The 24,336-nt window shown below is 60.7% G+C and carries 23 protein-coding genes; 18 read left to right on the top strand and 5 right to left on the bottom strand.

Translation table 11 applies throughout. The features are described 5' to 3' along the window. The first annotated feature begins 19 nt into the window (after positions 1–19). Positions 20–793: an SDR family oxidoreductase gene (locus tag C7402_RS16575; RefSeq protein WP_110329432.1), complete on the top strand. Its 774-nt coding sequence runs from the start codon at positions 20–22 to the stop codon at positions 791–793. A gap of 32 nt (positions 794–825) precedes the next feature. Beyond that, positions 826–1,713, top strand: coding sequence for an alpha/beta fold hydrolase (locus C7402_RS16570; RefSeq protein ID WP_116611353.1), 888 nt, complete (start codon positions 826–828; stop codon positions 1,711–1,713). Between the two features lie 172 nt (positions 1,714–1,885). Here C7402_RS16570 and C7402_RS16565 read toward each other — a convergent pair whose 3' ends face one another. The 3 genes from C7402_RS16565 to C7402_RS16555 all read right to left on the bottom strand — a co-directional run bounded on the left by C7402_RS16565 (position 1,886) and on the right by C7402_RS16555 (position 4,943). Then, the gene (locus C7402_RS16565; protein ID WP_116611352.1) at positions 1,886–3,178 is read right to left on the bottom strand and encodes an ATP-binding protein; all 1,293 of its coding nucleotides are present in this window, start codon (positions 3,176–3,178) and stop codon (positions 1,886–1,888) included. After that, entirely contained in the window at positions 3,175–3,942 is a 768-nt protein-coding gene (locus C7402_RS16560; protein WP_116611443.1) for a response regulator, read from the bottom strand. The genes C7402_RS16565 and C7402_RS16560 overlap by 4 nt, the downstream gene beginning before the upstream one ends. 479 nt (positions 3,943–4,421) lie before the next feature. Next, positions 4,422–4,943 carry a response regulator gene (locus tag C7402_RS16555; protein WP_116611351.1) on the bottom strand — a complete coding sequence of 174 codons (522 nt, stop codon included), beginning with the start codon at positions 4,941–4,943 and terminating at the stop codon, positions 4,422–4,424. A gap of 325 nt (positions 4,944–5,268) precedes the next feature. Here C7402_RS16555 and C7402_RS16550 point away from each other — a divergent pair, with 325 nt between their 5' ends. The 6 genes from C7402_RS16550 to C7402_RS16525 all read left to right on the top strand — a co-directional run bounded on the left by C7402_RS16550 (position 5,269) and on the right by C7402_RS16525 (position 13,728). Continuing rightward, positions 5,269–5,610, top strand: coding sequence for a hypothetical protein (locus tag C7402_RS16550; protein ID WP_116611350.1), 342 nt, complete (start codon positions 5,269–5,271; stop codon positions 5,608–5,610). A gap of 46 nt (positions 5,611–5,656) precedes the next feature. Beyond that, on the top strand, positions 5,657–7,201 hold the full coding sequence (locus tag C7402_RS16545) for an efflux transporter outer membrane subunit (RefSeq protein ID WP_116611349.1): 1,545 nt from the start codon (positions 5,657–5,659) through the stop codon (positions 7,199–7,201). Between the two features lie 92 nt (positions 7,202–7,293). Beyond that, the gene (locus C7402_RS16540) at positions 7,294–8,505 is read left to right on the top strand and encodes an efflux RND transporter periplasmic adaptor subunit (RefSeq protein ID WP_116611348.1); all 1,212 of its coding nucleotides are present in this window, start codon (positions 7,294–7,296) and stop codon (positions 8,503–8,505) included. Between the two features lie 12 nt (positions 8,506–8,517). Further along, positions 8,518–11,772 carry an efflux RND transporter permease subunit gene (locus tag C7402_RS16535; RefSeq protein ID WP_110329425.1) on the top strand — a complete coding sequence of 1,085 codons (3,255 nt, stop codon included), beginning with the start codon at positions 8,518–8,520 and terminating at the stop codon, positions 11,770–11,772. Positions 11,773–11,926: 154 nt separating this feature from the next. Continuing rightward, the gene (locus C7402_RS16530; RefSeq protein ID WP_116611347.1) at positions 11,927–12,754 is read left to right on the top strand and encodes an SDR family oxidoreductase; all 828 of its coding nucleotides are present in this window, start codon (positions 11,927–11,929) and stop codon (positions 12,752–12,754) included. Positions 12,755–12,774: 20 nt separating this feature from the next. Beyond that, positions 12,775–13,728 carry an HTH-type transcriptional regulator ArgP gene (locus C7402_RS16525; protein WP_116611346.1) on the top strand — a complete coding sequence of 318 codons (954 nt, stop codon included), beginning with the start codon at positions 12,775–12,777 and terminating at the stop codon, positions 13,726–13,728. A 439-nt stretch (positions 13,729–14,167) separates the two neighbouring features. Here C7402_RS16525 and C7402_RS16520 read toward each other — a convergent pair whose 3' ends face one another. After that, positions 14,168–15,448 (bottom strand): SLC5/6 family protein, encoded by a 1,281-nt coding sequence (locus C7402_RS16520; RefSeq protein WP_116611345.1) that lies wholly within the window; start codon positions 15,446–15,448, stop codon positions 14,168–14,170. Next, positions 15,441–16,382, bottom strand: coding sequence for a fatty acid desaturase (locus C7402_RS16515; RefSeq protein ID WP_116611344.1), 942 nt, complete (start codon positions 16,380–16,382; stop codon positions 15,441–15,443). Before C7402_RS16515 ends, C7402_RS16520 begins: the two co-directional genes overlap by 8 nt. Before the next feature lie 209 nt (positions 16,383–16,591). Between C7402_RS16515 and C7402_RS16510 the strand changes: the two genes are divergently transcribed. From C7402_RS16510 to C7402_RS16465, 10 genes are all read left to right on the top strand, one after another. Then, positions 16,592–16,990: an ACT domain-containing protein gene (locus C7402_RS16510; RefSeq protein WP_309147651.1), complete on the top strand. Its 399-nt coding sequence runs from the start codon at positions 16,592–16,594 to the stop codon at positions 16,988–16,990. 201 nt (positions 16,991–17,191) lie between these two features. Next, on the top strand, positions 17,192–17,734 hold the full coding sequence (locus C7402_RS16505; protein WP_224042243.1) for a hypothetical protein: 543 nt from the start codon (positions 17,192–17,194) through the stop codon (positions 17,732–17,734). Between the two features lie 115 nt (positions 17,735–17,849). Then, the gene (locus C7402_RS16500) at positions 17,850–18,089 is read left to right on the top strand and encodes a helix-turn-helix transcriptional regulator (RefSeq protein ID WP_110329418.1); all 240 of its coding nucleotides are present in this window, start codon (positions 17,850–17,852) and stop codon (positions 18,087–18,089) included. Then, entirely contained in the window at positions 18,082–18,366 is a 285-nt protein-coding gene (locus tag C7402_RS16495) for a hypothetical protein (protein WP_110329417.1), read from the top strand. The genes C7402_RS16500 and C7402_RS16495 overlap by 8 nt, the downstream gene beginning before the upstream one ends. A 443-nt stretch (positions 18,367–18,809) precedes the next feature. Beyond that, positions 18,810–19,304, top strand: a complete 495-nt coding sequence (locus tag C7402_RS16490; protein WP_244314865.1) for a hypothetical protein — start codon at positions 18,810–18,812, stop codon at positions 19,302–19,304. Further along, entirely contained in the window at positions 19,304–19,957 is a 654-nt protein-coding gene (locus tag C7402_RS16485; protein ID WP_116611343.1) for a lytic transglycosylase domain-containing protein, read from the top strand. The genes C7402_RS16490 and C7402_RS16485 overlap by 1 nt, the downstream gene beginning before the upstream one ends. Before the next feature lie 52 nt (positions 19,958–20,009). Beyond that, entirely contained in the window at positions 20,010–20,351 is a 342-nt protein-coding gene (locus tag C7402_RS16480; RefSeq protein ID WP_110329414.1) for a TrbC/VirB2 family protein, read from the top strand. A gap of 16 nt (positions 20,352–20,367) precedes the next feature. After that, positions 20,368–20,688: a VirB3 family type IV secretion system protein gene (locus tag C7402_RS16475; protein ID WP_116611342.1), complete on the top strand. Its 321-nt coding sequence runs from the start codon at positions 20,368–20,370 to the stop codon at positions 20,686–20,688. 1 nt (position 20,689) lies between these two features. Beyond that, positions 20,690–23,182 (top strand): VirB4 family type IV secretion/conjugal transfer ATPase, encoded by a 2,493-nt coding sequence (locus tag C7402_RS16470; protein ID WP_116611341.1) that lies wholly within the window; start codon positions 20,690–20,692, stop codon positions 23,180–23,182. After that, entirely contained in the window at positions 23,179–24,333 is a 1,155-nt protein-coding gene (locus tag C7402_RS16465; RefSeq protein ID WP_116611340.1) for a TrbL/VirB6 family protein, read from the top strand. Before C7402_RS16470 ends, C7402_RS16465 begins: the two co-directional genes overlap by 4 nt. The last annotated feature ends 3 nt before the right edge of the window (positions 24,334–24,336 follow it).

Here is a 24,336-nt window from a genome sequence, read left to right as displayed (position 1 = left end):
ATTCAACTGGAGATGACGGGTGAAACTGAATGGAAGGACCGTTTTGATTACGGGAGGAAGCAGTGGAATAGGCCTCGAGCTGGCGAAGCAACTGATCGCGCGGGGTAACAGCGTGATAGTCACCGGGCGCAATCGCGCCAGGCTGGAAGCCGCACGGCAAGCCGTACTAGGCCTCCACGCTTTTCAAAGCGACGTTAGCGATCCGGCGAGCATCGAGTTGCTTTATCAAAAGGTGTCAGCCAGTTTTCCTCTGTTAGACACCCTTGTGAACAACGCGGGCGCGATGCGCAATATCAAGCTTGATCAGCAGTATCAATTGAACGATCTGACAGCCGAGATCAACGGGAATCTGAACGGCACCATTTGGATGGTCCAAACGTTTCTCCCCCTACTCTTGCGTCAGAAGGGCAGCTTGATTGTGAATGTGTCGTCTGGCCTCGCGTTTGTTCCTTTTCCGGCGGCTCCGATCTACAGCGCGTCCAAAGCTGCGATCCACGCATATACACGGTGTCTGAGGGCGCAACTGGAAGGCTCCTTCGTGTCAATCGTCGAATTGGCCCCTCCCGGCACCGAGACACCGCTGTTCAGGGGCGAGTTCGCCGAGGAAATGAAAGGGGAGAAAGGCATGGACGTCAGTGTGCTCGTTAAACACACCATCGACGGTATCGAAGCCGGGAAACAGGAAGTTCGTCCGGGCCTGAGCAATGTGCTGAAAATCGCCAGCCGCGTTGCGCCGCAATTCATGTTTCGGCAGATGGTGAAGCTCGGTCGTCCGCGATCGTCCAGTGTCTGAAGATAGCGAACTTAGTAAGCGACAGCACTGCCATGATATTGGAAACATCGATTGCAAACGGGCGGGTGACGTCGTCCGACGGTACGTCAATCGGATACGAGTCATTTGGTGATGGGCCTGGTGTTGTCCTCGTTCAGGGTGCGATGGGGACCACACGGAATTACCATCAGCTCGCTCTCGCGATGTCTCACAAATTTACCGTCCATGTGCCGGATCGGCGCGGACGTGGATTGAGCCCGCGCCCCTACGATGCTCAACATTCGATTCAAAAAGATGTCGACGACATTCGGGTCCTTCTCGAGCATACGGGCGCTCAATTCCTCTTCGGGCTAAGTTCCGGAGCGATGATAGTTCTTGAAAGCCTCCGAAGAGGCCTGCCGATCGAACGCGCGGCAGTGTACGAGCCACCGTTCTATCTGGGCAGGATGGCAACGCACCTCGTCGCGCGCTTTAATACGCAGGTTGAACGCGAACGACTGGACGACGCGCTCGCCACGGCGATGCGCATCGTCGGTCTGGGACCCCGGATTTTGCAGTTTGTGCCTCATTGGATTCTTCGGCTCGGTGCGGCACGCGCGTTGCGCGTCGATGATAGTCGGTCGACTTCGTATGCATCGTTAAGGGAGTTGATTTCCGCGATGCGTTACGACTTCAATGTCGTGTCAAGCATGAATCAGCATCTACACGATCTTCGCGCAGTGAGTACCCCTGTGCTACTGATCGGTGGAAGCAGGAGTCCGGACTATCTTAAGAAGGCACTCGTTGCATTGAAGGCGACATTACCTTATTGCGAATGTATCGAGCTCGCCGGAGCCGACCACTCGTCGCCCTGGAACGAAGATCTGAACGGAAAACCAAAGCTGGTGGGGAGCATCCTGGTTGAATTTTTTGCGACGACTCAGGCCGGCAAGACTCCGTAGACAAGAGATGCTACCTTTGATCTAACTCTTTTCTCCGATATGTTAAGTGATTGGCATGCCTGCGAATTAAGTCGTTGTGTCCCGACAGCGTCATGACGGTAATTGGCGTGCGCCGTGAAGAGGTGGCGTTCCAGCGGGTACAAAGCCCAATGGAGTCCGCCCCGGACACAGGTCATTTAAGGGGAAGACGCAGCGTCGCCGCGAGGCCACCTTCGGTTCGCAGGCTCAGATCCAGCCTACCTCCGTGCCAACGGATTATGCGCTCGGCTATCGCGAGGCCAAGTCCGGTACCGCCCGCCTTGCCCGGTGAGGCAATACGCCGGAACGGCTGTTTGAGCAATGGCAGTTGTGCTTCCGGCACTCCTGGCCCCTCGTCTTCCACGCTGAGCACGACGTAACCGGGCTCTGTCCATGTGCGGACAGCGAGTCCGATCCGGCCATGGATTACCGCGTTGTGCATCAAATTCATCAGCACCCGCTGCATGCCGACGGGCGGGAAAGGGATCGATGGCAACGGCGCCAGTGATACCTGGAAGATGTATCCGAGACCGACATAGTCAGCCGCGAGTTGATCGACCAGCGCGTTAAGATCCCCTTGCGCAACTGGCTCGCTGTCCCAACTGCGTCCGAAATCAATAAATTGCTCGACAATGACGTCAATCTCTGCGACGAAGTGCTCTGCACTCGCAGACGGAGCCTCGAATGCCTCGGGCGCTGAAATCGCCATCCTCAGTTTCGTGAGCGGAGTACGGATGTCATGTGAAATGCCCGCAAGCATCTCTGTTCGGGTTGCATCCATTTCCGCGAGCGACGCGACCATCTGATTGAACGTGCTCGCTACTGTAATAAACTCGACGGGTCCGTCGACGGGCACCGGTTCGGGCCACCCACCATGTGTGACCGTTGTCGCCGCACGTGCGAGGCGTTGCAGTCGCACCACTGTGTACCGCTGGATGAGCCATGCGCCGAGTGCGGGGAATGCGGCGATGGTCAGCAGTTGCGCAATCAGACTCCACGGCAACTGGTGACTGATTTCGGCCGGGACCGGCAACATTACCCACTCGAGCCCCTCGCCGATCCGAAGCTGAATCCATATCCGGCGGCTGTCCTTGCCGCCTTCCAGGCTAACCAGCGTACCGGATGGCAAGTGCTGCGTGAGGGTCTGCAAGAACCGGTGAGCTGAAAAGCTGTGGGTATCCGTATCCGTATCCGCATTTGCCGGTGGTGCCTGTTCACCGCCGTTGATGGCTACGAGCTCGTTGTATCGGACCTGAGGTGGCAGCGCCCTCAGCAACCGCTCGACCTGTCTCGTCTGAGATGCAAACAGCGATGCGGCCTCATCGATGCGAGGAGTCTCGATGAAAACAAAAAATATCGTGAACGTTGAAATGTCGCTGGCGACGACGAGAAGCAGGAGAAGCAGGAGGTTGCGTCCTAGCAGCGAACGTGGCAACAATCCGGTCATACATCGAACCTCGCGACAAGCATATATCCGACGCCCCATACCGTGCGGATATTGCGTGGCGAAGAAACATCTGTTTCGACAATCTGACGGATTCGCCAGATCTGCATATCGACGATCCGTCCAGACGCGTCGGACCCGGCGCCCCTGGCCCGTTCAATCAGCTTCGCCCGGCTCACCGGGCGATTTGGCGTGCGCGCGAGCGCGCACAGCAGTTGCATATCACTGTTGCCGATATCGACCTGGAGGTTGTCATCGCGGGACAGAATCCGCCGTCCGATATCAAGCCTGAACGGGCCAAAGCGCAACAAGGCAACATCTTTTCCCGGCATCGCTCCGTCGGTGGCGTCCAGCTGCTGCCTCAGCATGTCCCGGCGACGCAGTAGGGCACGTACGCGAGCCAGCAACTCGTTCGGCAGAAACGGCTTCGCCAGATAATCGTCCGCGCCGAGCTCAAGGCCTATCACGCAGTCGACAGGGTCACCGCGCGCAGTCAGCATCAGGATCGGCAGTGTTTCGCCCTCTGCTCGCAGTCGCCTGCATATCGAAAGCCCGTCCTCGTCCGGCATCATCACGTCGAGAATCAGTAGATCGTACGAGTGGCGTTCGAGAGTCGTCGCGAGCTGCATGCCGTTGCGTACCGCACGCACTTCAAAGCCATGTGAGATGAGGTATCGCTGGAGCATGTTACGGATGACCGCTTCGTCGTCGAGAACGATAATGCGGCCCTGCCGGGTATCGGTGACCCTGGAAACGACATTTGGCATGATGTGGGCACTGCTGGCCGGTACATTGAAGAGCGCAGATTCAGCGTTTATTGGGGGGATGCCAAGCGTGCCGCTACCGCTAGTTCCCGCCGTGATGGTACCCACCGTGAACGGCTACTACTCCTACTCTTGGGCGCGCGGCCACTACTGCTACCCGTGTGGGCGCGGCCACCACTGCGATCCGTGCTGGCGCGATCACCGGCGCCGCCACCACCACCGCGGGAGGCGGTGGTACATAAGCTGGGACCACGGCAACTGGTGCTGGGACCACGGCAGCTGGTGCACCGACGGAAACGCCGACGGCTACGCCCGCAAATGCGGGACAGTCGGCACAAACCAGTACGGTTGCTGCGGCAGACAAGGCAAAAAGCCGGATTTTCATGGGTATCGTCCTCTAGGTTGAAGCCGCGCCAAAGTAGTTTGGCCACGACAAAGCCAGTGTAAAAATGCGTCGCGTTCCTGTCTGTTTAAAAATTGTCTCAGATGTCTCGTCGCTGTCTTTCCGCGAATGAATGCCCGGGATCTGGAACATTCCGGATTGCTGACGGTTGCCGGTGGCGCGCTTCGGATGTGAATACGTGCATTGACGCGGCAGCGAAGATTTTGACCAACGCGAACTCGCGCTCAGACAGTCTGAGTAACCTGTCTTCGTGACTTAGCGTGCGCGCCAGCAGCTCGCGGGGATTGCTGGATTTGCCGAGGTAATCGTCGGCACCGGGTTCGACTCCCACGATGCTGTCCTCTACGTCCACGCGGGCGGTCAGCATAACGACAGGAATCTCATCGCCCGCTGCGAGCAGGTTACGCAGTGCCGTCAGGGTGCCTGCGCCGGGCATCATCACATCTAGCACAATGAGGTCGGGACGATTGCGCCTGAGTTGATGCTGTAAAGAACCCGCGTCGCGCAATATGGAGATCTCGAAGCCCTGGTTGGCGAGATAGCGGTTTGCCGGATCGCGCAGTCCGGCGTCAGCGTCGACGACAAGTATACGAGGGGGCATGGGACGTGCAGTTCCGTTAGCACGGCTTCAATAGACCAATCAGTTCGGTTCGGGTAACTGGACAACTCCACGACGGCCATTCAATTATCAGTTCGACAGTCTTACCCGATACTTACCGGCCTGATCTCAGTCAGACGGACTGGCATCCTGGTAAGTGAGCGGTAAGTCGAGTGCTCCTAAACTGGTGCCACTTTTCGCCCGATCTTAGGACCCACTTGAAGGCAACTCCTTCCCTGCCACACGGCATGGCGCTGGCGACTGCGTTGACGACAATGCGCCGGAGAGTCATCCCCCGTGCCATCCGTCAGTCTCTGCAGCGTTCCCGATGAAGCGGAGTCTTGCGACGAGCCTGCGCGCGCATTTCGTGCTGCTCGCTGTTTTCCTGCTGATCGCGGCCGTTCCGGGATGTGCTCTCTACGTAATGTTCGATCTGCTCGATGCAGGCGAGCCTCCGACGAACGTTCGGGCCGCGTTAGTGCTGCTCGCGCTGGCGGTCGCACTCGCGCTACGGTTGTTCGCGCTACGGGCATTCCGGGCTGCTTATGCGGTTGGTCATGTCAGGCTGCATGGCACGGGCGAAGACGGGACATCGATCGAGCTCGACTGCGAGCATAGGTGGTTCGTTCAGCTGCATCTCGAACTGATGGGTTACGACTGTATCGACTGAGCGCGATACCTTGAAGCTGCATTGCAAAGAGAGAAGGAAGCGTGACATGAGGATGCCGTTTATCGATTCCGAGGCGAGCCGCCGGGAGGTACCGTGGACAACACGGACCCTGCGGCTTGGCTGCTTGTTCGCTGCCACACTATTCGTGGCAGCCTGCGCCGTCGGCCCCGACTATCACAAGCCACCCCAGGACATCCCTGCTACCTTTAAGGAAGGCACGGACTGGCAGCGGGCTCAGGTGAACCCGCAGGGCGCCATTTCGAGCACCTGGTGGCTCGACTACCACGACGACACGCTGTCGAGCCTCGTGAATCAGGCGCTCAGGGCCAACCAGTCGATCGCCTCTGCGGAAGCCGCATACCGGCTGGCCCGGGCCACGATCGATGCAAATGTCGCGAGCCTCTTCCCGACAGTCGGGTTGGACGCCTCCGGATCGCGCGCGCGCACGGCCGCGGTCGAGAGCGTCACGGGGCAGCCGTACATGAGCAATCTCGCGAGTGTCAGCGCTTCCGCTAGCTGGGAGGTCGACCTGTGGGGCAGTGTTCGGCGCGAGATCGAGTCGGCCAAAGCCAGCGCTCAGGCAAGCGACGCCCAGCTCGCCGGCGAACGCCTCTCGATCGCCGCCAGCGTCGCGGTGGACTATTTCTCGCTGCGTCAGGCCGATGTCGACATCGCTTCACTGAAGCAGCAGCAGGGCATCGACGCGCGGATTCTGGAGATGGACCGCGCTGGCTTCGTACAGGGAACAGTGTCAAACGACGAAGTCCTCGAGGCGCAGGACACGCTCGAACTCGTGATCGCTGAGCTGCAAGCCACGGAGACTTCACGCGAGCAGGACGAGCATGCCATCGCAGTGCTGACCGGTACGCCACCGGCCAGCTTCGCCCTGCCGCCGCAGCCCGGCTATGTCTTCACGACACCCGTCGTGCCACCGGGATTCCCGTCGCAACTTCTGGAACGGCGCTATGACGTCGTGAGTGCGGAGCGCACGGCCGCCGCGGCCAACGCCAGGATCGGTGTAGCAAAGGCCGCGTTCTTCCCGACCCTGACGCTGTCGGCGCAAGGCGGCTTCGAGCATAACGCGCTGGCGAACCTGTTTTCGGTGCCGAACCGCTTCTGGACACTCGGACCGGATCTCGCCGCCACGATCTTCGACGGCGGCGCGCGCTCGGCGGCCGTCCACGAAGCCGAGGCCACCTACGACGAACAGATCGCCACATATCGCGGAACCGTGCTCTCGGCGTTCCAGAGCGTTGAGGATAGCTTATCGTCTTACAACCACCTGTGTAAGCAGGAGCAGGCGTACGCGAACATCTACGAGCGCAATCAGCGGCTCTTCTCTAGCCAGCAGGCCCAGATGCGGGCCGGCACGACAAGCGAACAAGCCCTGTTGACCCAACAGATCACGTTGCTGCGGGCCGGGCAGAGCCTGAGAGATACGCAGGCGGCATTGACTGAGAGCAGCGTCACGCTAGTCAAGAACCTTGGCGGCGGATGGCAGTGGGATGACGCCAGGGGTGCGGCAGTCAGCATCAGTGCGAACGCTGCGCAGCAATCCTCGGATCAAAAATCGGGGGCGAGGTCGCAATGAAAGATCGCCTTGAACTTAGCCGCTTTGGGGGGCGAAGCATCGAGTCCAGCGATAGCCGGTTGCGTCGGGAATTGGGAAAAACTGGAGTCTTCATGAAGTCACTACCGTTGCTGTGCGTTGTCCTTTTCATACTGTCAGCGCTTTCCGGCTGCGCAAAATCCAGTCACAGCTCGGCAGCTCCGCGGCCGCAGGTCGGCGTGATCACCGTCCAGCCGCAGAGTGTTGCCCTGACGCGCCATCTGATCGGACGTCTTGCGCCGTATCTCAGCGCCAACGTCACGGCGCGCGTGTCCGGTGTCCTGACCAAACGGGTCTATAAGGAAGGTAGCGACGTCCAGGCCGGACAGGTGCTCTTCGAGATCGATCCTGCGTACTATCAGGCGCAGCTCAACAACGACCTCGGCATCCTCGGCGAAGATCGGGCTACCTGGATGAACGACAAGGTCAACGCGGCGCGTTATCACCAGCTGCTGCCGGTCGGCTCCGTGTCGCAACAGACAGTTGACAACGCCGATGCGACAGTGCGCAGTGACGCGGCTAAAGTAAAGGCCGATGAGGCGATGGTGGAAAGCGCGAAGGTCAACCTCGGCTATACCAAGGTGACCTCGCCGATCCGCGGCATTGCCGGTCAGCAGCTAGTGACCGTCGGCGCCCTCGTGGGTAGCGGTACCTCCGATGCTGGCTCCGGCGGCACCTTGCTTACCACCGTGAACGACATCGACCAGCTCTACGTGAACTTCACCATGAGCGCCGCGGATCTGCTGATGCTGCGAGAAGCAGGTGCCCGCGGCGACGTCGCGCTCGCCGAGCCAGACAGGACGACCGTGCAGATCACGCTGCCAGACGGCAGCGCGTACGCCAAACTGGCCACCCTCGACTTCTCCGACGTCTCCGTGAATGCCACTACGGGTGCGGTCAATCTGCGTGCACTGGTACCGAACCCTCAGCGCACGCTACTCCCGGGCATGTATGTGACGTTGAACGTGACCTTGGGCCAACAGCGCAACGTGTTCCTGGTGCCACAGGAGTCGCTTCAGCGTGACACCGTAGGCGCTTATGTATTCGTTGCCGATGCGAGCGGCAAGGTGGCGCGCGAGGATGTGGCCGCCAACGACAGCTTGGGCACCAACTGGATCGTTACCACAGGCCTTACGGCCGGCGATCAGGTGATTGTCTCCGGTCTGCAAGGTCTGCATGAGGGCGATCCTGTCAAGTCTCATCCATGGCATGCGCCGTCGGCGGCCGCGCCGCAAGACGGATCAGCATTGGCTGCAGGCAGCCGGACTGCCGTCAACGAACACTAAGGAAGCTGCCCCATGCCTCGATTTTTTATCGATCGCCCCGTCTTTGCGTGGGTGATCCCGATTCTGATCTGCATCATCGGTGTCATTTCGATGATGCATCTTGGCATCGACTCTTATCCGGACGTCGCGCCACCTCAGGTCACCGTAACGGCCACGTATCCTGGTGCGAATGCCGCGACCATGGAATCGACTGTGACCCAGGTGATCGAGCAGCAGCTCACCGGCATCGACAACCTGCTATATTTCAGTTCTACCTCGAACTCCAACGGCACCGTCACAATCACCTTGAGTTTCGAGACCGGCACAAATCCGGACATTGCGGAAGTGCAGGTTCAGAACAAGGTCAATCTGGCCCAACCGCTGCTGCCGGCCCAGGTGACACAGCAGGGTGTGGTCGTCGCCAAGGCGAGTCCGGACATCTTGATGTTCCTTTCCCTGCAGTCGAGCAATCCGGCCATCGACGCCGCGCGCCTGAACGATATCATCGCGTCGCAGATCCAGCCGGTGATCGCACGGGTCAATGGCGTTGGTAACACGCTCTCGCTGGGCTCTGAATACGCCGTGCGCATCTGGCTGAATCCGGACAAGCTACAAGGGTATGGCCTGTCGACCACCCAGGTGCTCCACGCTGTAAGCGCCCAGAACGCGCAGTTCGCAACGGGCTCGCTCGGTTCCGATCCGGCCGTGAAGGGGCAAGTGTTTACTGCTTCGGTATCAGGTGACACGCTCTTCTCTTCACTGAAGCAGTTTCGCGACATCATCCTGTTGACCAACAGCAACGGCACCGTGGTCAGGTTAAGCGATGTTGCACGCATCACTTTCGGTGCGCAAAGCTACGGCTCGGCCTCTGTCTATCAGGGCAAAGCGGCCGGCGGCATGGGCATCTATCTGCTGCCGGGCGCCAATGCGCTTGCGGTGGCCAAAGCGGTGAAGGCCGAAATGGCTACACTCGCCAAGGATCTTCCGGCTGGCGTCACCTGGAATGTGCCTTATGACACGACGCCGTTTATTTCGGCTTCGATCGCCGATGTGGTGCGCACGCTGCTGGAGGCGATTGCGCTCGTCTTTGTGGTGATGCTGATCTTCCTGCAGAACCTGCGCGCCACCATTATTCCGACCCTCGTGATCCCTGTGGCGCTGCTGGGTACCTTTATCGGCCTCTCGGCGCTGCACTTCACACTCAATCAACTGACCCTGTTCGGGATGGTGCTGGCAATCGGCATTGTGGTGGACGATGCGATCGTCGTGATCGAGAACGTCGAGCGCATCATGAGCGAGGAACATCTCGAACCCAAAGAGGCTACCCGCAAGGCGATGGGGCAGATTACCGGTGCCATTCTCGCAATCACCGTGGTGTTGGCCGCCGTGTTCATTCCGTCGGCGTTACAGCCGGGAGCCACCGGCATCATCTACGCTCAGTTTGCGTTGACTATTGCGGTTTCGATGTTGGTGTCGGCGTTCCTTGCCATGTCGTTCACGCCGGCGCTCTGCGCGGCGATTCTCAAGCCCACGCACGAAGAGAAAAAGAACTTCATTTTCCGCTGGTTCGACAAGGGGCTTGCGCGGATCAACGAGCGTTACGCGCGCCAGATCGGCGGTGCGGTACGTCACGCGCCGCGCTGGATGGTGGTGTTTGTATTGCTCTCCGTGCTGGCTGGGTTTCTATATGTGCATCTGCCGACCAGCTTCGTGCCGGATGAGGATCAGGGTTTCATGCTCGCACTCGTCAATCTGCCAACTGGCGCCACGCTCCAGCGTACCGAAGAAGTCATGGACGCGATGTCGGACAGGCTCAAACATAGCCCGATTGGCAGGGACATCGCTGGTGTTTACCAGGTGGAAGGCTACAGCTTCGTGGGCAGTAGCGAAAACGTGGGGATGGCGTTTATCCAGTTGACCGACTGGGACAAGCGCTCCGAGAGCGCGATGCAGCTCATTCCGCAGGCGAACCGTATATTGCATGGACTCCAGGACGCGCGCGTCTTCGTCGTCGATCTTCCCACCATCCGCGGGTTGAGCCAATTCGGCGGAATCGACATGTACCTGCAGGCTCGTGCGGGTCAGTCGCGCGCGGAACTGGCGCAGGCCGGACGCGTTCTGCTTGGTAATGCCGCAAAAAACGCGACGCTGTATGGTGTTCGGCCCAATTCGCTTCCCGATGCGCAGCAACTTGAGATGTCCGTCGATCGCGTGCAGGCGCAAGCAATGGGGCTCTCGCTGACCGATGTCTATAACGCCATCCAGATGGAGCTGGCTCCGTACTATGTGAACCAGTTCACCTATGCGGGTCGTGTCAAGCGCGTGTATCTGCAGGCCGATGCACCGTACCGGATGGGGATCGACGCGTTCCAGCATATCTACACGCCCAGCGGGATCAGCAGCGCGTCAACCGGTGCCACCAGTACTTCTGGTGAAACCACCAACACCAGCGGGTACCTGACCCAGGTCAACCCGACGGCGACCAATAGTTCGCTGAGTCCGTACAACATGGTTCCGTTGTCGAGCGTGGTGAAAACACATTGGGATGTTGGTCCCGTCGCATTGCCGCGTTATAACGGCTATTCGGCCATTGAGATTGTGGGCAATCCCGCGCCTGGCTATTCGACCGGGCAGGCCATGCAGACACTGCAGCATATTGTCGATACTCGGCTGCCACCGGGCTTCGCCGCGGACTGGACCGGTCAGTCCTACCAGGAAGTTCTCTCTGGCAATTCGGCGACGTTGCTGATGATTCTGTCGATCGTCGTGGTATTCCTGTGCCTCGCGGCACTCTATGAGAGCTGGTCGATACCGGTGGCCGTTCTGCTCGTGGTTCCGCTCGGTATGCTCGGCATGCTGACCTTCTGTCTGCTACGTGGCATTCCAAATGACATTTACTTCAAGATTGGTCTGGTGACCGTGATTGGTCTTGCAGCAAAGAATGCGATTCTCATTGTCGAATTCGCCGTCGACGGACAGGCCAGGGGCATGACTTTATACGACGCTGTGTTGACGGCCGGAAAGTTGCGGCTGCGACCGATCCTGATGACATCGATGGCCTTCATCCTCGGGGTTTTCCCACTCGTGATTTCTACCGGAGCGGGAGCGTCATCCCGGCACGAAATCGGTACAGGGGTAATAGGCGGAATGTTGTTCGCGACCGTCCTCGGTTTGCTGCTGATCCCTGTGTTCTACGTGGTGGTGCGGCGTATTCTCGGGGACAAGCTCGATGAGATCCCTAACAGGTTGCCGCACGGTGGCAACGACCGGACAGACATCGTCGCATGACCTGGAGCCAGGCGAACGTCGATTGCTGGCATCAACGAAGAGCGAGAACGTGGGCCGCTGTCGTTCCTTCAACGGCTCATGCTAATTGACAGTGGTTCACACACCAATCACATCGCCTTAGCATGGATCGCGGACTCGTTTAACGGAGAGAGCAATGACGAAAAACTGGCTGATCACAGGTGCTTCGAGCGGGCTCGGGCGCGGACTGACCGAGCGCTTGCTGGCGCGCGGCGACGCTGTGGTGGCGACGCTGCGCAAACCCGGCGCGCTTGACGATCTGAAGACGCAACACGGCGATCGCTTGAAAATCGTCGCGTGCGACGTGACCGATGCCGATGCGATCCGGGCTGCGGTCGCAGATGCCTTCGCGGCTCGCGAACGGATCGACGTCGTCGTCAGCAATGCGGGTTACGGCTTGTTCGGCGCGGCGGAGGAATTGAGCGACGCGCAGATCGAACGGCAAATCGCCACCAACCTGACCGGCTCGATCCAGCTGATTCGCGCCGCCGTCGCGCGTCTGCGGTTGCAGGGCGGCGGACGCATAGTACAAGTGTCGTCGGAAGGGGGGCAGATTTCCTATCCAGGCTTCAGTGTGTATCACGCGACGAAGTGGGGCATCGAGGGTTTCGTCGAAGCCGTCACGCAAGAGGTGGCAGCGTTCGGCATCGACTTCGTGATCGTGGAGCCCGGGCCCACGCGCACCAACTTCGGTGCGGGACTGGATCGAGCGGCGCCGCTCGACGCGTACGACGGCACGCCAGTGCGCGAACTGCGGCGCACGATCGACGCGGGTTATTTCGAATTGGCCGATGCGAGCAAAACGGTCGATGCGATGCTTGCAGCGATCGACAGTCCGTCTCCGCCGTTCCGGGTGGCGCTCGGCAGGTCCGCCTACGAGTCGGTCCGCACCGAGTTGGCCAAACGCCTCGCCGTGCTGGAGCCGCAGAAGACCGTCGCGCTTTCCGTGATGGAGCGCGCATAACGAGCGCGCAGAATCTGGTCATGAATTTTGATCGACAACAGTTGGAGGCATTTTCCGCCATTGTGGAGACGCGGCATTTCGGACGTGCCGCCAAGTTGTTGAGTATCACTCGTGGTGCGGTGTCTCTTCGGCTCAAGGCACTTGAGGAGGAGTTCGGTACTCCACTGGTTGTGCGAGATGGAAATGTCCCCACGCCAGCAGGCGAGGTCCTGCTGAGGCATATCCGTGTGCTCAAGATGCTCGAGGCGGAAACGCAGCAGCAGATTAAACCAACGGACGGCATGCACCCACGCGTGGCTATCGCTGTGAATGCGGATTCCCTCGCAACGTGGTTCGAGGCTGTCGCCTGGGAAATCGCGGAAAGAAACGTAGCTCTCGAACTGATCGTTGACGATCAGGATTACACCCTACCACTGCTGACCAAGGGAGAGGCGATGGGCTGTGTTTCGACCTCCAGCAATCCCCCGACTGGTTTTCTCGCTGAACCCATTGGCATGATGGAGTATGAGTGTGTCGCGAACGTGGAGTTCGCCGCAAAGTTCTTCCCGCAAGGCCTGGGGTTGCATGGCGTCCTTGCCGCGCCTGCGGTGCTCTACAACCGGAAGGATGGATTGCACACGCTGTTTCTCGAGCGACTTCTGGACCTTGAGGTACGGAACTACGCGACGCATTACTTTCCGTCACCGTCGGCATTGCTGGCTGCGATCGAGAAGGGGATAGGGTACGGACTCGTTCCCTGTCTGCAAGCCAGCTCTCTGATCGAAGCGGGCAAGCTGGTGCGCCTCGCGCCTCAGCATAAGGTGGAAGTCAACCTCTATTGGCATCATTGGGAAACTGCCCCGTCGAATGCCCAGGCGATTAGCGAACTTGTGGTGCGTCATGCGCGCCGGGCGCTCATTCAGGCGGGTGATCATGCTATGTCGTTCAGCGATGATGATGAGTCTGTTGACACTGATCATCCCAGTGAGCGTTGATGCGGTTCTGCCGGAGTTAGGCACTGAAATCTTCTCTGGCTGATTGGGGCGCGAAATCGCAGGGATGCAGCGAACGCAAGGCCATGCCGGTATTAGCGGCGTTGCTTCCGGCATGTGGATGGTGTCGGTCCACTCGGTCAGGACACGTAGTGCCGATACCCAAGCGCAAACCTGCAACGATTGCTTTGCGGCTCGGTCCTGAATCGGGTGGCCAACACCGAGTCGCCGGTATGCTTGGTGCGGCGACAGTCCTGCCCGTCTGGTGATTGTTTTTTTCTCACCGCCAAAGAAGAGCGCCACGCCGAGAACATCGCAGACCGTTTTCATTGGTCGTCCCCGGGCGGTCAACACGAGCGCGCAACTTGGTCTTCCACAAGCGGCCGTAGGCCATCATGCGATGTTATGCACCGATGGCCGGGAATCCATGGACCACCCATCCCTATGAGCGTTGATGGACTTCTCGCGCACCGACGCGGTCAGGTTTGGTCTGGATGATTGCGGCGCGCGATCGCAAGGCCGCAAATAGCGCGCAGGGCCATCCCAGTATGAGCGGTGTCGCTTCCGGTAGGTGGATAACACGTGTCCATTCAATCAGCGCACACAGGGCGGACACGCCTGCGCCGACAAACATGGATCGCCTCGCAGCCCGGTTCAGAACCGGATAGCCCAGCAACGTCAATATGAGCAACGGGACCACCGCCGCCAGATAGACGACGTTCAATGTCACCATCACGTTGATAATGCTTTGTCCATAGATCGCGATGAGTGTCGCTGCGAAGATGGGCAGCATCCGGTGGAAGCCAGGTGGAATGGAGACGCCGCGAGATACGGCGGCCGTCGCGTCGCTCATGGCGCGAAGAATCGAGCAGGCCGAACCAAGGGCCGTTATTATCAAGACGCATGTGACCGCCCGCGACATGACATGACTGGAACTGCCGATCACTCGAATGAGCAGTGTGGGGACTACTTGCGCTTGATCGGCCAGATGGCTGAGATGCCACAGATTTGCTCCGGCGATGACCGCAGTGGCGGGTAGAAATCCGATTCCCAGCACGATTGTCGCAGCAATCAGACAGCCGGATCGAGCGTGCGCCGAAGTTCGCGCCATCGCAGGAAACTGCTGATAGTCAGCGCCGCACAGGACTAGCACGGCAACGGATAGTAGTACCAACGCCGTGTGCTCAACCGGTTGCATGTGTATCGACTTCTCGAAGATCACCGGCGCGCGAAGCCATAGGATCAAGTTGTGCGTTTCCGCCAACGCAAGGACCAGCACGGCGGTGCATCCGCACATACAGAGCGCGAAGATGCCGGAGAGCCATGAGATCCTGAGAAACGAAAATACGAGCACGAGGCAATCGACCGAGATAATCGAGGCGGCTTGCGGCATGCCCGACAGCGCCAGTATTGATGATGCTCCGCGAATCTGGGTGCTTAGCACGCCAGTCATCCAGATCAACGAAAATGCCGCGACCTGCTGGCTGATGGCGGGACCATATAGTGAGCCGAAATATGTCCAGATGGACTGCCCGGTCCTCTGGAGGCGAGCCGCTGAAAGCGCTAGTGCTACAAGACCGATTGCTGTCGCGACAGCGTACAGGCAGGCGGCCATGCCTTGTCGCAGTGCGAGTTCGCCTGTTCCCAGGAAGAACCCGATTCCGCAACTGGTCGACACCAGCAGGCTTGCGACTTCCCAGACATTCAATGTTCGATCAGCCATGACTCACTCCCCAACCGAAGACGCTGGAGTGTTGCCCGACGAGGTACGACGGACATACGATGGCGTGCTCATTGAAGACCGGCAGGCTCATCAGCTGAGCATGTAATGCAGGCAACTGGTGATACGGCACGGCCGGGAAAAGATGGTGCGTGAGATGGTAGCCGTTGTGATGTGGGTGGATCAAAGTCGACGACACCCCGTTATCTGGAATTTCGCGCGTAGAACTGAAGATACCTCCGGGTTTGAGACCGTAATGGTCGGTCATCTCCCGGAAGGTCGTGATGGCATGGAAAACGGTGATACGCGCGCCGAGCCACAGCGCGAGGAATATCGTCCCGAGATGGGCATTGACGACGAACAGCGGCGACGTCGTCACCGTCCACCACGCCGCAATATATAGCTGCTGGCGACGGCGACAATGGCCGTTCGTCAAATGACCCATGATCGATCCACGAAGGATCGGGAATTTGACAAGATATCGGGTGTAGACGCGAAGCCAAGAGTCTCCTTCGTGTGCCAGTGGAGGCAGCAGGTCGGGGTCGCGCTGTACGTCACCCAGCCATGCGTGGTGGCGTGCGTGCAGCTCGCGGTAGACAGTCAGACTGTTCAATAGAGGAGGGGCAAGCAGGAGATGCGCAAGGGAATCGTTGATGCGACGATTCTGGCTCAGGTTGCCGTGACTGGCTTCATGCAGAAGATTGCCCAGTGCGCGCTGTCGATTCCCTATAGTGACCAATGCGATTGGAGCGATCGCCCATCCGAGTCGATATACGACGAGGACAGAGAGGGCGATTATCATCCAGTCCACGGCGATATCGGAAACGGCGCGCCACGTATCCGCTTTCGGCGATTGCCAGGCAGGATTGCAGGCAAAAAGGGACTGCCTGATTGAGATTCGGTCCATCAGGATCGACGATGTAACGCCGTGACTCATGTCGGCCTCCGTCGGAAGCGTGAACTCCCCGCGGTTCGGATTGATGGAAGTATTTAATTTTATGTATGTGGTGACCTGAGGATAGACAGGATTCAGCTCGTCATCGGGGCGGTTAATAATTTTCCGGGGTATTTAATTTTTCTGGCGGCAGGAAGCGGTAAGCGGTGGTGTAAGGTTCAGTTGAGGCACCTCAACTCATGGAGGAATCATTGAGCGAGAAAAACCTTGCGACGCTATGTGCGACGATCGAGCCGGAGATGGCTGAGCCGGTTTACGTCTACTGCTCCTTTCCCGATTTCGCGCTGCCCGAAGGCTTGTCGGCGCTTTTCACTTTCAGGGAAGTCGAAGGGTTGACCGCTGTGCTGGATTTGCGGGATGCCGACAATTACGCATTGGCGTACACATTCAAGGCGCGGCTCATTACGCTCAAAGTGCATTCGAGCCTGGAGGCGGTTGGTTTTCTGGCCGTCGTATCGGCACATCTCGCCAAGGCAGCAATTCCCTGCAACGCAATCGCCGGTTACTACCACGATCACATTCTCGTTCCCGTTGATCGCGCGGACGAGGCACTTTCGGTGTTGACGGAGATACGCGGGACTACCGTTTGAGCCCCGGGGATAGCTCGGGATTAACGCCGATGCGGTGAGTTTTGCTGATGGCCGGATAGTTAACGTGCCGGCCACTTTATCTGTCTTGCGTCCGAGCAGTTCCCTTTCTAGATTGCTTTTGTAAGATCATATATAAGAGCAATTGTGAATCGGGGATTCGTTACCGTCCTGCTGATAATGCACGGAGGGGAAGGAGGGCAGATGTGCCATTCCAGGAGTGGTGATCTTCACACCGCAGACAGCGAGGTTCTCACTGAATCGGTCGAGTACTGGCGAACCCGTTTCGAAGACGCCGAGGCTCACGCATCGCGTCTCGCATGCCGTCTGCGCGGACGTGACCAGCGAATTCTGCAGCTCGAGCGCGCCCTCGCGCGTACCGCTGCACTTCATCATGCGCTTGAGGACAGTCTCGAGCAGCGCCTCGAACAGTATTCGGGACTGCTGGAGTACACGACGGAGCGGGATCGGTCGCTCCAGGTTCCATCGGACCATGCGGGCAGCAGCGTCATCGTCCGGCTGCCGCACCTGACGCGCACGCTTTCTCTTCTCTTTGAGGTTATGTGGGAGCACTGGGCACAGTGGGACCCGGAGCGTCCACCCAAGTCGTCAACCGTTGCACGCGCCATTGATGCGAAGCTCGGGCTCAAAGGGCAGGCCGATGGGGAGGCCTCCCGCAACGCGCAGTCGTTTGCGGCTGCACTGCGCCCCGACTCCCTCGGCGATGCAGATGGCCGTCACCGTTGAAGCCAAACCCCGACGGATGATTCCGCCGGCATGACGGGATTTTCCGCTCCGTCTCCTGCTGCTTGAATCGGATCTGTGCCGGTCAGATCCGGGCAAAGCCAGGAGGACGGAAATCATGTCGGATTCGATACAGGTGGCAGGCGCGATTTTGCGTCGCAGGCAGGTCGAGCAGCTTGTCGGGTTGTCTCGTTCGACGATCTATCAGCGGATGCGGGACGGCACGTTTCCCCGGGCGATTTCACTCGGCGGGAGAATGGTTGGGTGGCGTGTATCGGAGATCGAGTTATTTCTGGCGGACCCGGCCGGATACCGGGTGTCGTCCACCACGCCCAGCGAGGGGAACGGCGATGATTGACGTATCCCGTACCTCGCTCGAATCCCGGCTGGATAACTGGGCAAACGCCGCGCGCGGTCCGCATGATGCGGTCGACGCGGCGAAGATCGAGGCTGCATGGCGATGCCTCGAGCCTCATCACAAGGAGTTGCTTCGCATGGTGTACCTGTGGCACGCTGGTCGCGAGGTGGTGTGCCGTCGCCTCCGGATTCCCCGTCATCCGCGCAGCCGGTATGAGCTGGAACTGGCGTCGGCCCGGCGCGCGCTCGCACGCCAGCTCGAGAAAGGCACGACATAAACTTTTTTTCGGATCTTGCCGGATCGCCCAGGAACTCACGGGACGACGCCCCATAAAACCCGGCAATTTCGACGCTTGATTCGCCGCAGAGTCGAGTCTAGAGTGCAGTCAACAACCTGTTCCGGTCGATGCACAAACGCAAGACCGAGTACGCGTTAGCGGCCCGATGTACCGACGTATGTGCGTTGGTGTGGTGGCCGGGATGCGAATAAAGCCTGCCAACCCGATGGTCGCAGGCTTTTTTATTGTCTGGTGCTGATCCCCCTTGAACCCGCGGCGTGCCTCCCCGGCCCCGCGGGTTCCTTTTTCCGCGCACATCCGTTTCGGTACTTCGGCTTGATGGAATGGATGGAGGGTGGATCGTGAAGACGGGTCGGACTGTTCCCCGGTGTCCCGGACCGCGTGCGATACAACGTATCGCGCGCCGCTGGTCGATGGCGTTGATGCTGCTTTCCAGCACCTCGATCTTCGCACCCGGTGTGGCCCACGCAGATGACTGGGGCTGCCAGGTGCTCCTGTGCCTGTCCAATCCTGGTGGCCCGGAACAGTACGGCGAGTGCGTACCACCGATCGAGAAACTGTGGAGTGCACTGCGTCACGGCGAGCCGTTTCCGACCTGCGACTTCGGCGCCGGCGGTTCCCAGGGCACGTTTGCGACCAGCACCTTCGCAAGCGGTGGGTACTGCCGCGAAGACCTGCTGTACTGGGGCGGCTCCGAGCAGAGCGAGTTGCTGTGCCGCGCCACCGGGGCGATCAACGTCGAGATCGACAACCAGCTCTACACCCGCGTCTGGTGGGACGTGAGCGGTCAGGATCGCACGCTCACCGAATTCTACGGCGCGGGCAGCACGCAGGTCACATATGACCCGTCGCAGTCCGCCTCGAGGTTCCTGCAGCAGATGGAGCAGCAGGACGGCGCGAGCGGTGGGGGCCAGTGATGTTGCCGCTCGACTTCATCGCGCTCGCGCAGCAGTGCGCGCCGCAGGTTTCGCCGTTGACGATGGCTGCAATCGTGCGAACCGAATCGGGCTTCAACCCGTATGCGATCGGCGTTGTACATGGCCGGCTTGAGCGTCAGCCCGCAAACGAGGCCGAGGCCGCTGCAACGGTACATGCGCTGGAGCGCGGCGGCTGGAATTTCAGCGTCGGGCTCGCGCAGGTGAACCGCTCCAACTGGCCGGTCTATGGCCTGGGCGAGCGCAGCGCGTTCGACACGTGCCGCAACCTGGCCGCAGGCGCCGCGATTCTCCAGGGCTGCTTCGAACTGGCGCGGCGGGCACATGCGCGTGCATCGGCCGATGCCCAGTCGGACCTCCGCGCAGGCCTGTCCTGCTACGCCAGCGGCGATTTCTCGACCGGCTACCGGACGGGCTATGTACAGCGTGTGGTTGGCAACGCCAGCGCCGCGTCGACGCCCACGACGTCCGTCGTCGTGCCAGCCATTGCGCCGATCCCGGTCATTCCGGTCGATGTCGGTGCCCGCAGATCGCCGGAGCAATCCCAAACCGAACCGCATTCCGCATCGAAACCGGCAGATACGTCATCCCCGAGTTCCGGCGCCGATCCAGACGGTAGCGCCGTGGTGTTCTAGCCCGTCAGCCGGGCAGTAACGGAAAAGGATTCAGTGCGTAGAGGAGCCGTAAATGAAATCAGGATATCTAAGTTGTCTGACGCGTATCCGCACCAATCCAGATGGGGGACGGGGTGCTCGACTGGTAGCCCGATGGGTAATCACGGCATCTGTGGGACTGCTGGCTACGTCGCCCGCGTGGGCCCAACTCTCCCAGGTCAACACGCTGCTGACCACGATCCAGACGACGCTGCTCGGTGTCGGCGGCGTGATCTGCTCGATCTCCATCATCTGGGCCGGCTTCCGGATGATGTTCCAGCACGCCCGTTTCGGCGACATCGCCAACGTGTTCATCGGCGGGCTCTTCGTCGGCTGCGCGACCGTGATCGCCGGCATGCTGATTCCGACGAGCTGATCCGGGAGCGCGAACCATGAATCCGCTCAAGGATCCTGTCTTCAAGGGTGCCACGCGCCCCGCAATGATCTGGGGCGTGCCGCTGGTGGCCTTCCTGATGATCGGCGGCGGCATGCTGATCCCGGCCATCTGGGCGTTGCTCGCGAGTCCGCCGCTCGGCGTCGCGATCCTTTTCCTGATGATCCCGGTGTTTGTCGTGATGCGTGTGATCACGCGCCACGACGACCAGCGCCTCGCGCAGTACCTGTTGCGCCTACGTATGGTGCTGCGCCAGCGCAACCGCCGCTTCTGGGGCGGGCACGCCTACGTACCGGTCCGCCTGAAGAGGAGGACGTGACATGCCGGCCGAACCGCAACTTGTGTCCGTCGCCAACCGGGAAGTGCCGCTCGCAGGCTATATCCCGTACTCGACGCACGTCACCGACTACGTCGTCAAGACACGCGAAGGCGACTACCTGCAGGTCTGGAAGATCGCCGGCATCGCGTTCGAGGCGGCAGACCCGGCCGATATTCTCGCGCGGCACGACGGCTTCAACCAGTTCGTACGGGGCCTGGCCGGCGGCCATGTGGCGCTGTGGTCGCATCGCCTGCGCCGGCGCGTGACGGACCGCTTCTCGACGGAGTACCGCAACCGCTTCTGCGAGGAACTGGCGACGCGCTACTACGCGAGCTTCGCGGGCTACCGGATGATGGCCAACGAGCTGTACCTGACGCTGGTCTACCGGCCGAACCGCACCCGGCTCGGGCGGGTTTTCAGTCGCGCCGCGCGGCGCACGCGCGACGATATCCGGCGCGACCAGCTCGATGCGCTGAAGGTCATGGCCGAGCTGGCCGCCCAGGTTGAATCGAGCCTCAAGCCCTACGATCCGGTCGCGCTCGGCGTCTATACGCGGCAAAGTCCCTTCACGCCACACCCGCGCCGCTATTCGTCGGCACTGGAACTGTTCGGTTATCTGGTGAACGGCGTCTGGGAGCGCGAGCCCGTACCGTCCGGCCCGATCCGCGAGGCGCTGCCGACCTCACGCCTGTTCGTCGGTGCCGAGAAGATCGAGATCCGTATGCCGGCCGCAACGCGCTTCGCCGCGATGCTCGACCTGAAGGACTATCCGGAAGACACCGAACCAGGGATGCTCAACGGCCTGCTGTACGGCGACTTCGAGTACATCGAGACGCAGTCGCTTACGATTCTCGACCGGCCCAGCGCGAAGGAAGCGCTGGAGCGGCAGCGCAACCAGCTGATCGCGGGCGAGGATGTCGCCGTGTCGCAGGTCGAGGCAATGGACCGCGCGCTCGATGAACTGGTCAACGGCGATTTCGTCCTCGGCGAACATCACTATTCGCTGGCCGTGCTCGGCGACACGCTGGATGACGTATCGCGCAGCGTGGCGAAGGCGCGCACGCAACTGGCCGATGCCGGCTTCCAGACCGCACTGATCGACCTCGTCTCTGATGCGGCCTGGTTCGCGCAGCTACCGGGCAACTGGCGCTACCGCCCACGCGAAGCGAAGCTCACCTCGCGCAATTTCTGCGGCCTGTCGAGCCTGCACAATTTTGCGACGGGAAAACGCGACGGCAATCCGTGGGGCGAGGCGATCACTATCGTCAAGACGCCGAGCGGCCAGCCGCTCTACCTGAATTTCCACGTCACGCCCGACAAGCAGGATTCGCTCGACGAGAAGGCGCTCGCCAATACCCAGATCATCGGCCGTGCCGGCGCGGGCAAGACTGTGCTCGAACTGTTCCTGCTCGCGATGGCGACGAAGTACGGCATCACGGCCGTGCTGTTCGACAAGGACCGCGGCACCGAGATCGCGATCCGGGCGATGGGAGGCACCTATACGGTGTTTCGTCGCGGCGAGCCGACCGGGCTGAACCCGTTCCAGATGGAACCGGGCGAACCTGTGATCGATTTCTGGGAGCGGCTGGTCCGCAAGCTCGTTGACATCGGCGTGGCACTGTCCGCGAAGGACGAACTCGACATCTCGCGCGCGGTGCGCGAGGTCGCGCGCATGGACAAGCCGCTGCGGCGTCTCTCGATGGTCCGGCAACTCCTGCCGAACGTGGGCGAGAACAGCCTGCATGCGCGGCTCGCCAAATGGTGCGCGGGCGGCCGCCTGGGCTGGGTGCTCGACAACCCGACCGACCGCATCGATCTTGCGCACGCGACGCTGTTCGGCTTCGACGATACCGAGCTGCTCGACGACGCGGAGGTCGCCACGCCTGTCACGATGTACCTGCTGCACCGGACCGAAAACCTGATCGACGGCCGGCGTTTCGTGTACGTCATGACCGAATTCTGGAAGCGCCTGGGCGATCCGGTCTTCACCGACTTTGCCCAGAACAAGCAGAAGACGATCCGCAAGCAGAACGGGCTCGGGATCTTCGACACGCAGTCGCCGGCCGATGTGCTGCGCAGCCCGATTGCCAGTGCGCTGATCGAGCAGAGCGCGACGTTCTTCTTCCTGCCGAACCCGCGCGCCGATTACGACGACTACGTACGCGGCTTCAAGCTGACCGAGGCCGAATTCAACATCGTGCGCAATCTTGGCGAGAACAGCCGCATGTTCCTCGTCAAGCAGGGACATCGCTCGGCCATTGGCCGGCTCGATCTCGCGGGTCTGGGCGACGTGCTCGACGTGTTGTCCGGCACGACCGACAACGTGGAACTGCTCGACACGATCCGCGCCCAGGTCGGCGACCTGCCGCAGAACTGGTTGCCCATCTTCCACGAGCAGCTGGCGAAGCGCCGCGCGGCGCAGTCAGAACAGGCCCGTGCGCGCCAGTCGAAGCACTGGCCAGGGCCGGAGTCAGGGCAGGGAGGTGTGCGATGAGCGGCCTCTTCACCGCTGTCGGCGGCACCCTCGAAAACGGCATGTCGACCTACGTCACGAACGTCTCGTCGGCGCTGTCCGGCGCGCTTGTGCCTGTTGTGACTACTGGCGTCACGATCTGGGTGCTCGCCTATGGTCTCGCGGTCGTGCGCGGTGAAGCACACGAAGCCGTGCCGGCGTTCGCGTGGCGCGGACTTAAAGTGGCGATCACGCTCGCGTTCGCGCTGAGCACCGGCATCTACCAGCAGCAGGTCGTGACCGCTGTTGATGGTGCGACGTCCGGGCTAGCGCAGACGATCCAGAACGCGGCGAATACCACAGGTGGCGGCAATCCGGGTTGCGGCTCAGTCAACGGCAGCAGCGTGACGGGGCAGGGTGCTGCGACCAGCATCTACCAGACGCTCGACTGTTATGACCAGCAGATCGATCTCGTGATGGACGCCTACTTCGACAAGGCGACGCATGAGGGATTCAGTCCGAGCGGCCTCGCCGCCGCCATTGGCGACTTTACGTGCGGTCTGATAGCCGCGCTCGGCGGCTCGATCTTCCTGATCGTGCTCGCGTTCGAGGTCGTGATGGCGCGGATGCTGCTCGATCTCGTACTCGGCCTGGGCCCCGTCTTCATTGCCTGCGCGGCGTTCTCTCCGACCGCCCGCTTCTTCGAGGCATGGACCGCGAAGGTCGTCAATTACGCGCTGCTGCAGGTGCTCGTTGCTGCCTTCCTCGGCATGGCGCTCACGGCGTTTTCTTCCGATCTCACCACGCTTCATGCGACTGCCTCGCCCGGCGCCGATGCGTCGGTCGTGATGCAGGGCATCTCGGCCGCGCTCGACGACGCGGCGGCGGCCGCCACGGCGCTCGGCCTGTTTGCGACCGGCGTGTTTCTCGCCATGGTCGGCTGGCAGTTGCCGTCTGTCGCGTCGGGCCTGTCAGGTGGCGCAACGCTTTCCGGTTTCGGCGCGTTCGTGGCGGGTGTTGCTTCGCGCAGCGCCATGACGGCCATCGGCCGCGCGCTCAGGGGCAACGGACGCGGCCCGCGTTCCGGCGGCGAGATTCATGACCGGACAGGTTCCGGTGGCGGATCGGGTGGTGGAACGACGCCCGCCTATCAGCGCGCGGCGCGCGCGAACCTGGGCCAGCAGGGCGATTGAATA

It is taken from the genome of Paraburkholderia unamae (assembly GCF_003096875.1).
Lineage (GTDB): Bacteria > Pseudomonadota > Gammaproteobacteria > Burkholderiales > Burkholderiaceae > Paraburkholderia > Paraburkholderia unamae.
This window is presented reverse-complemented; position numbering and strand designations above follow the sequence as displayed.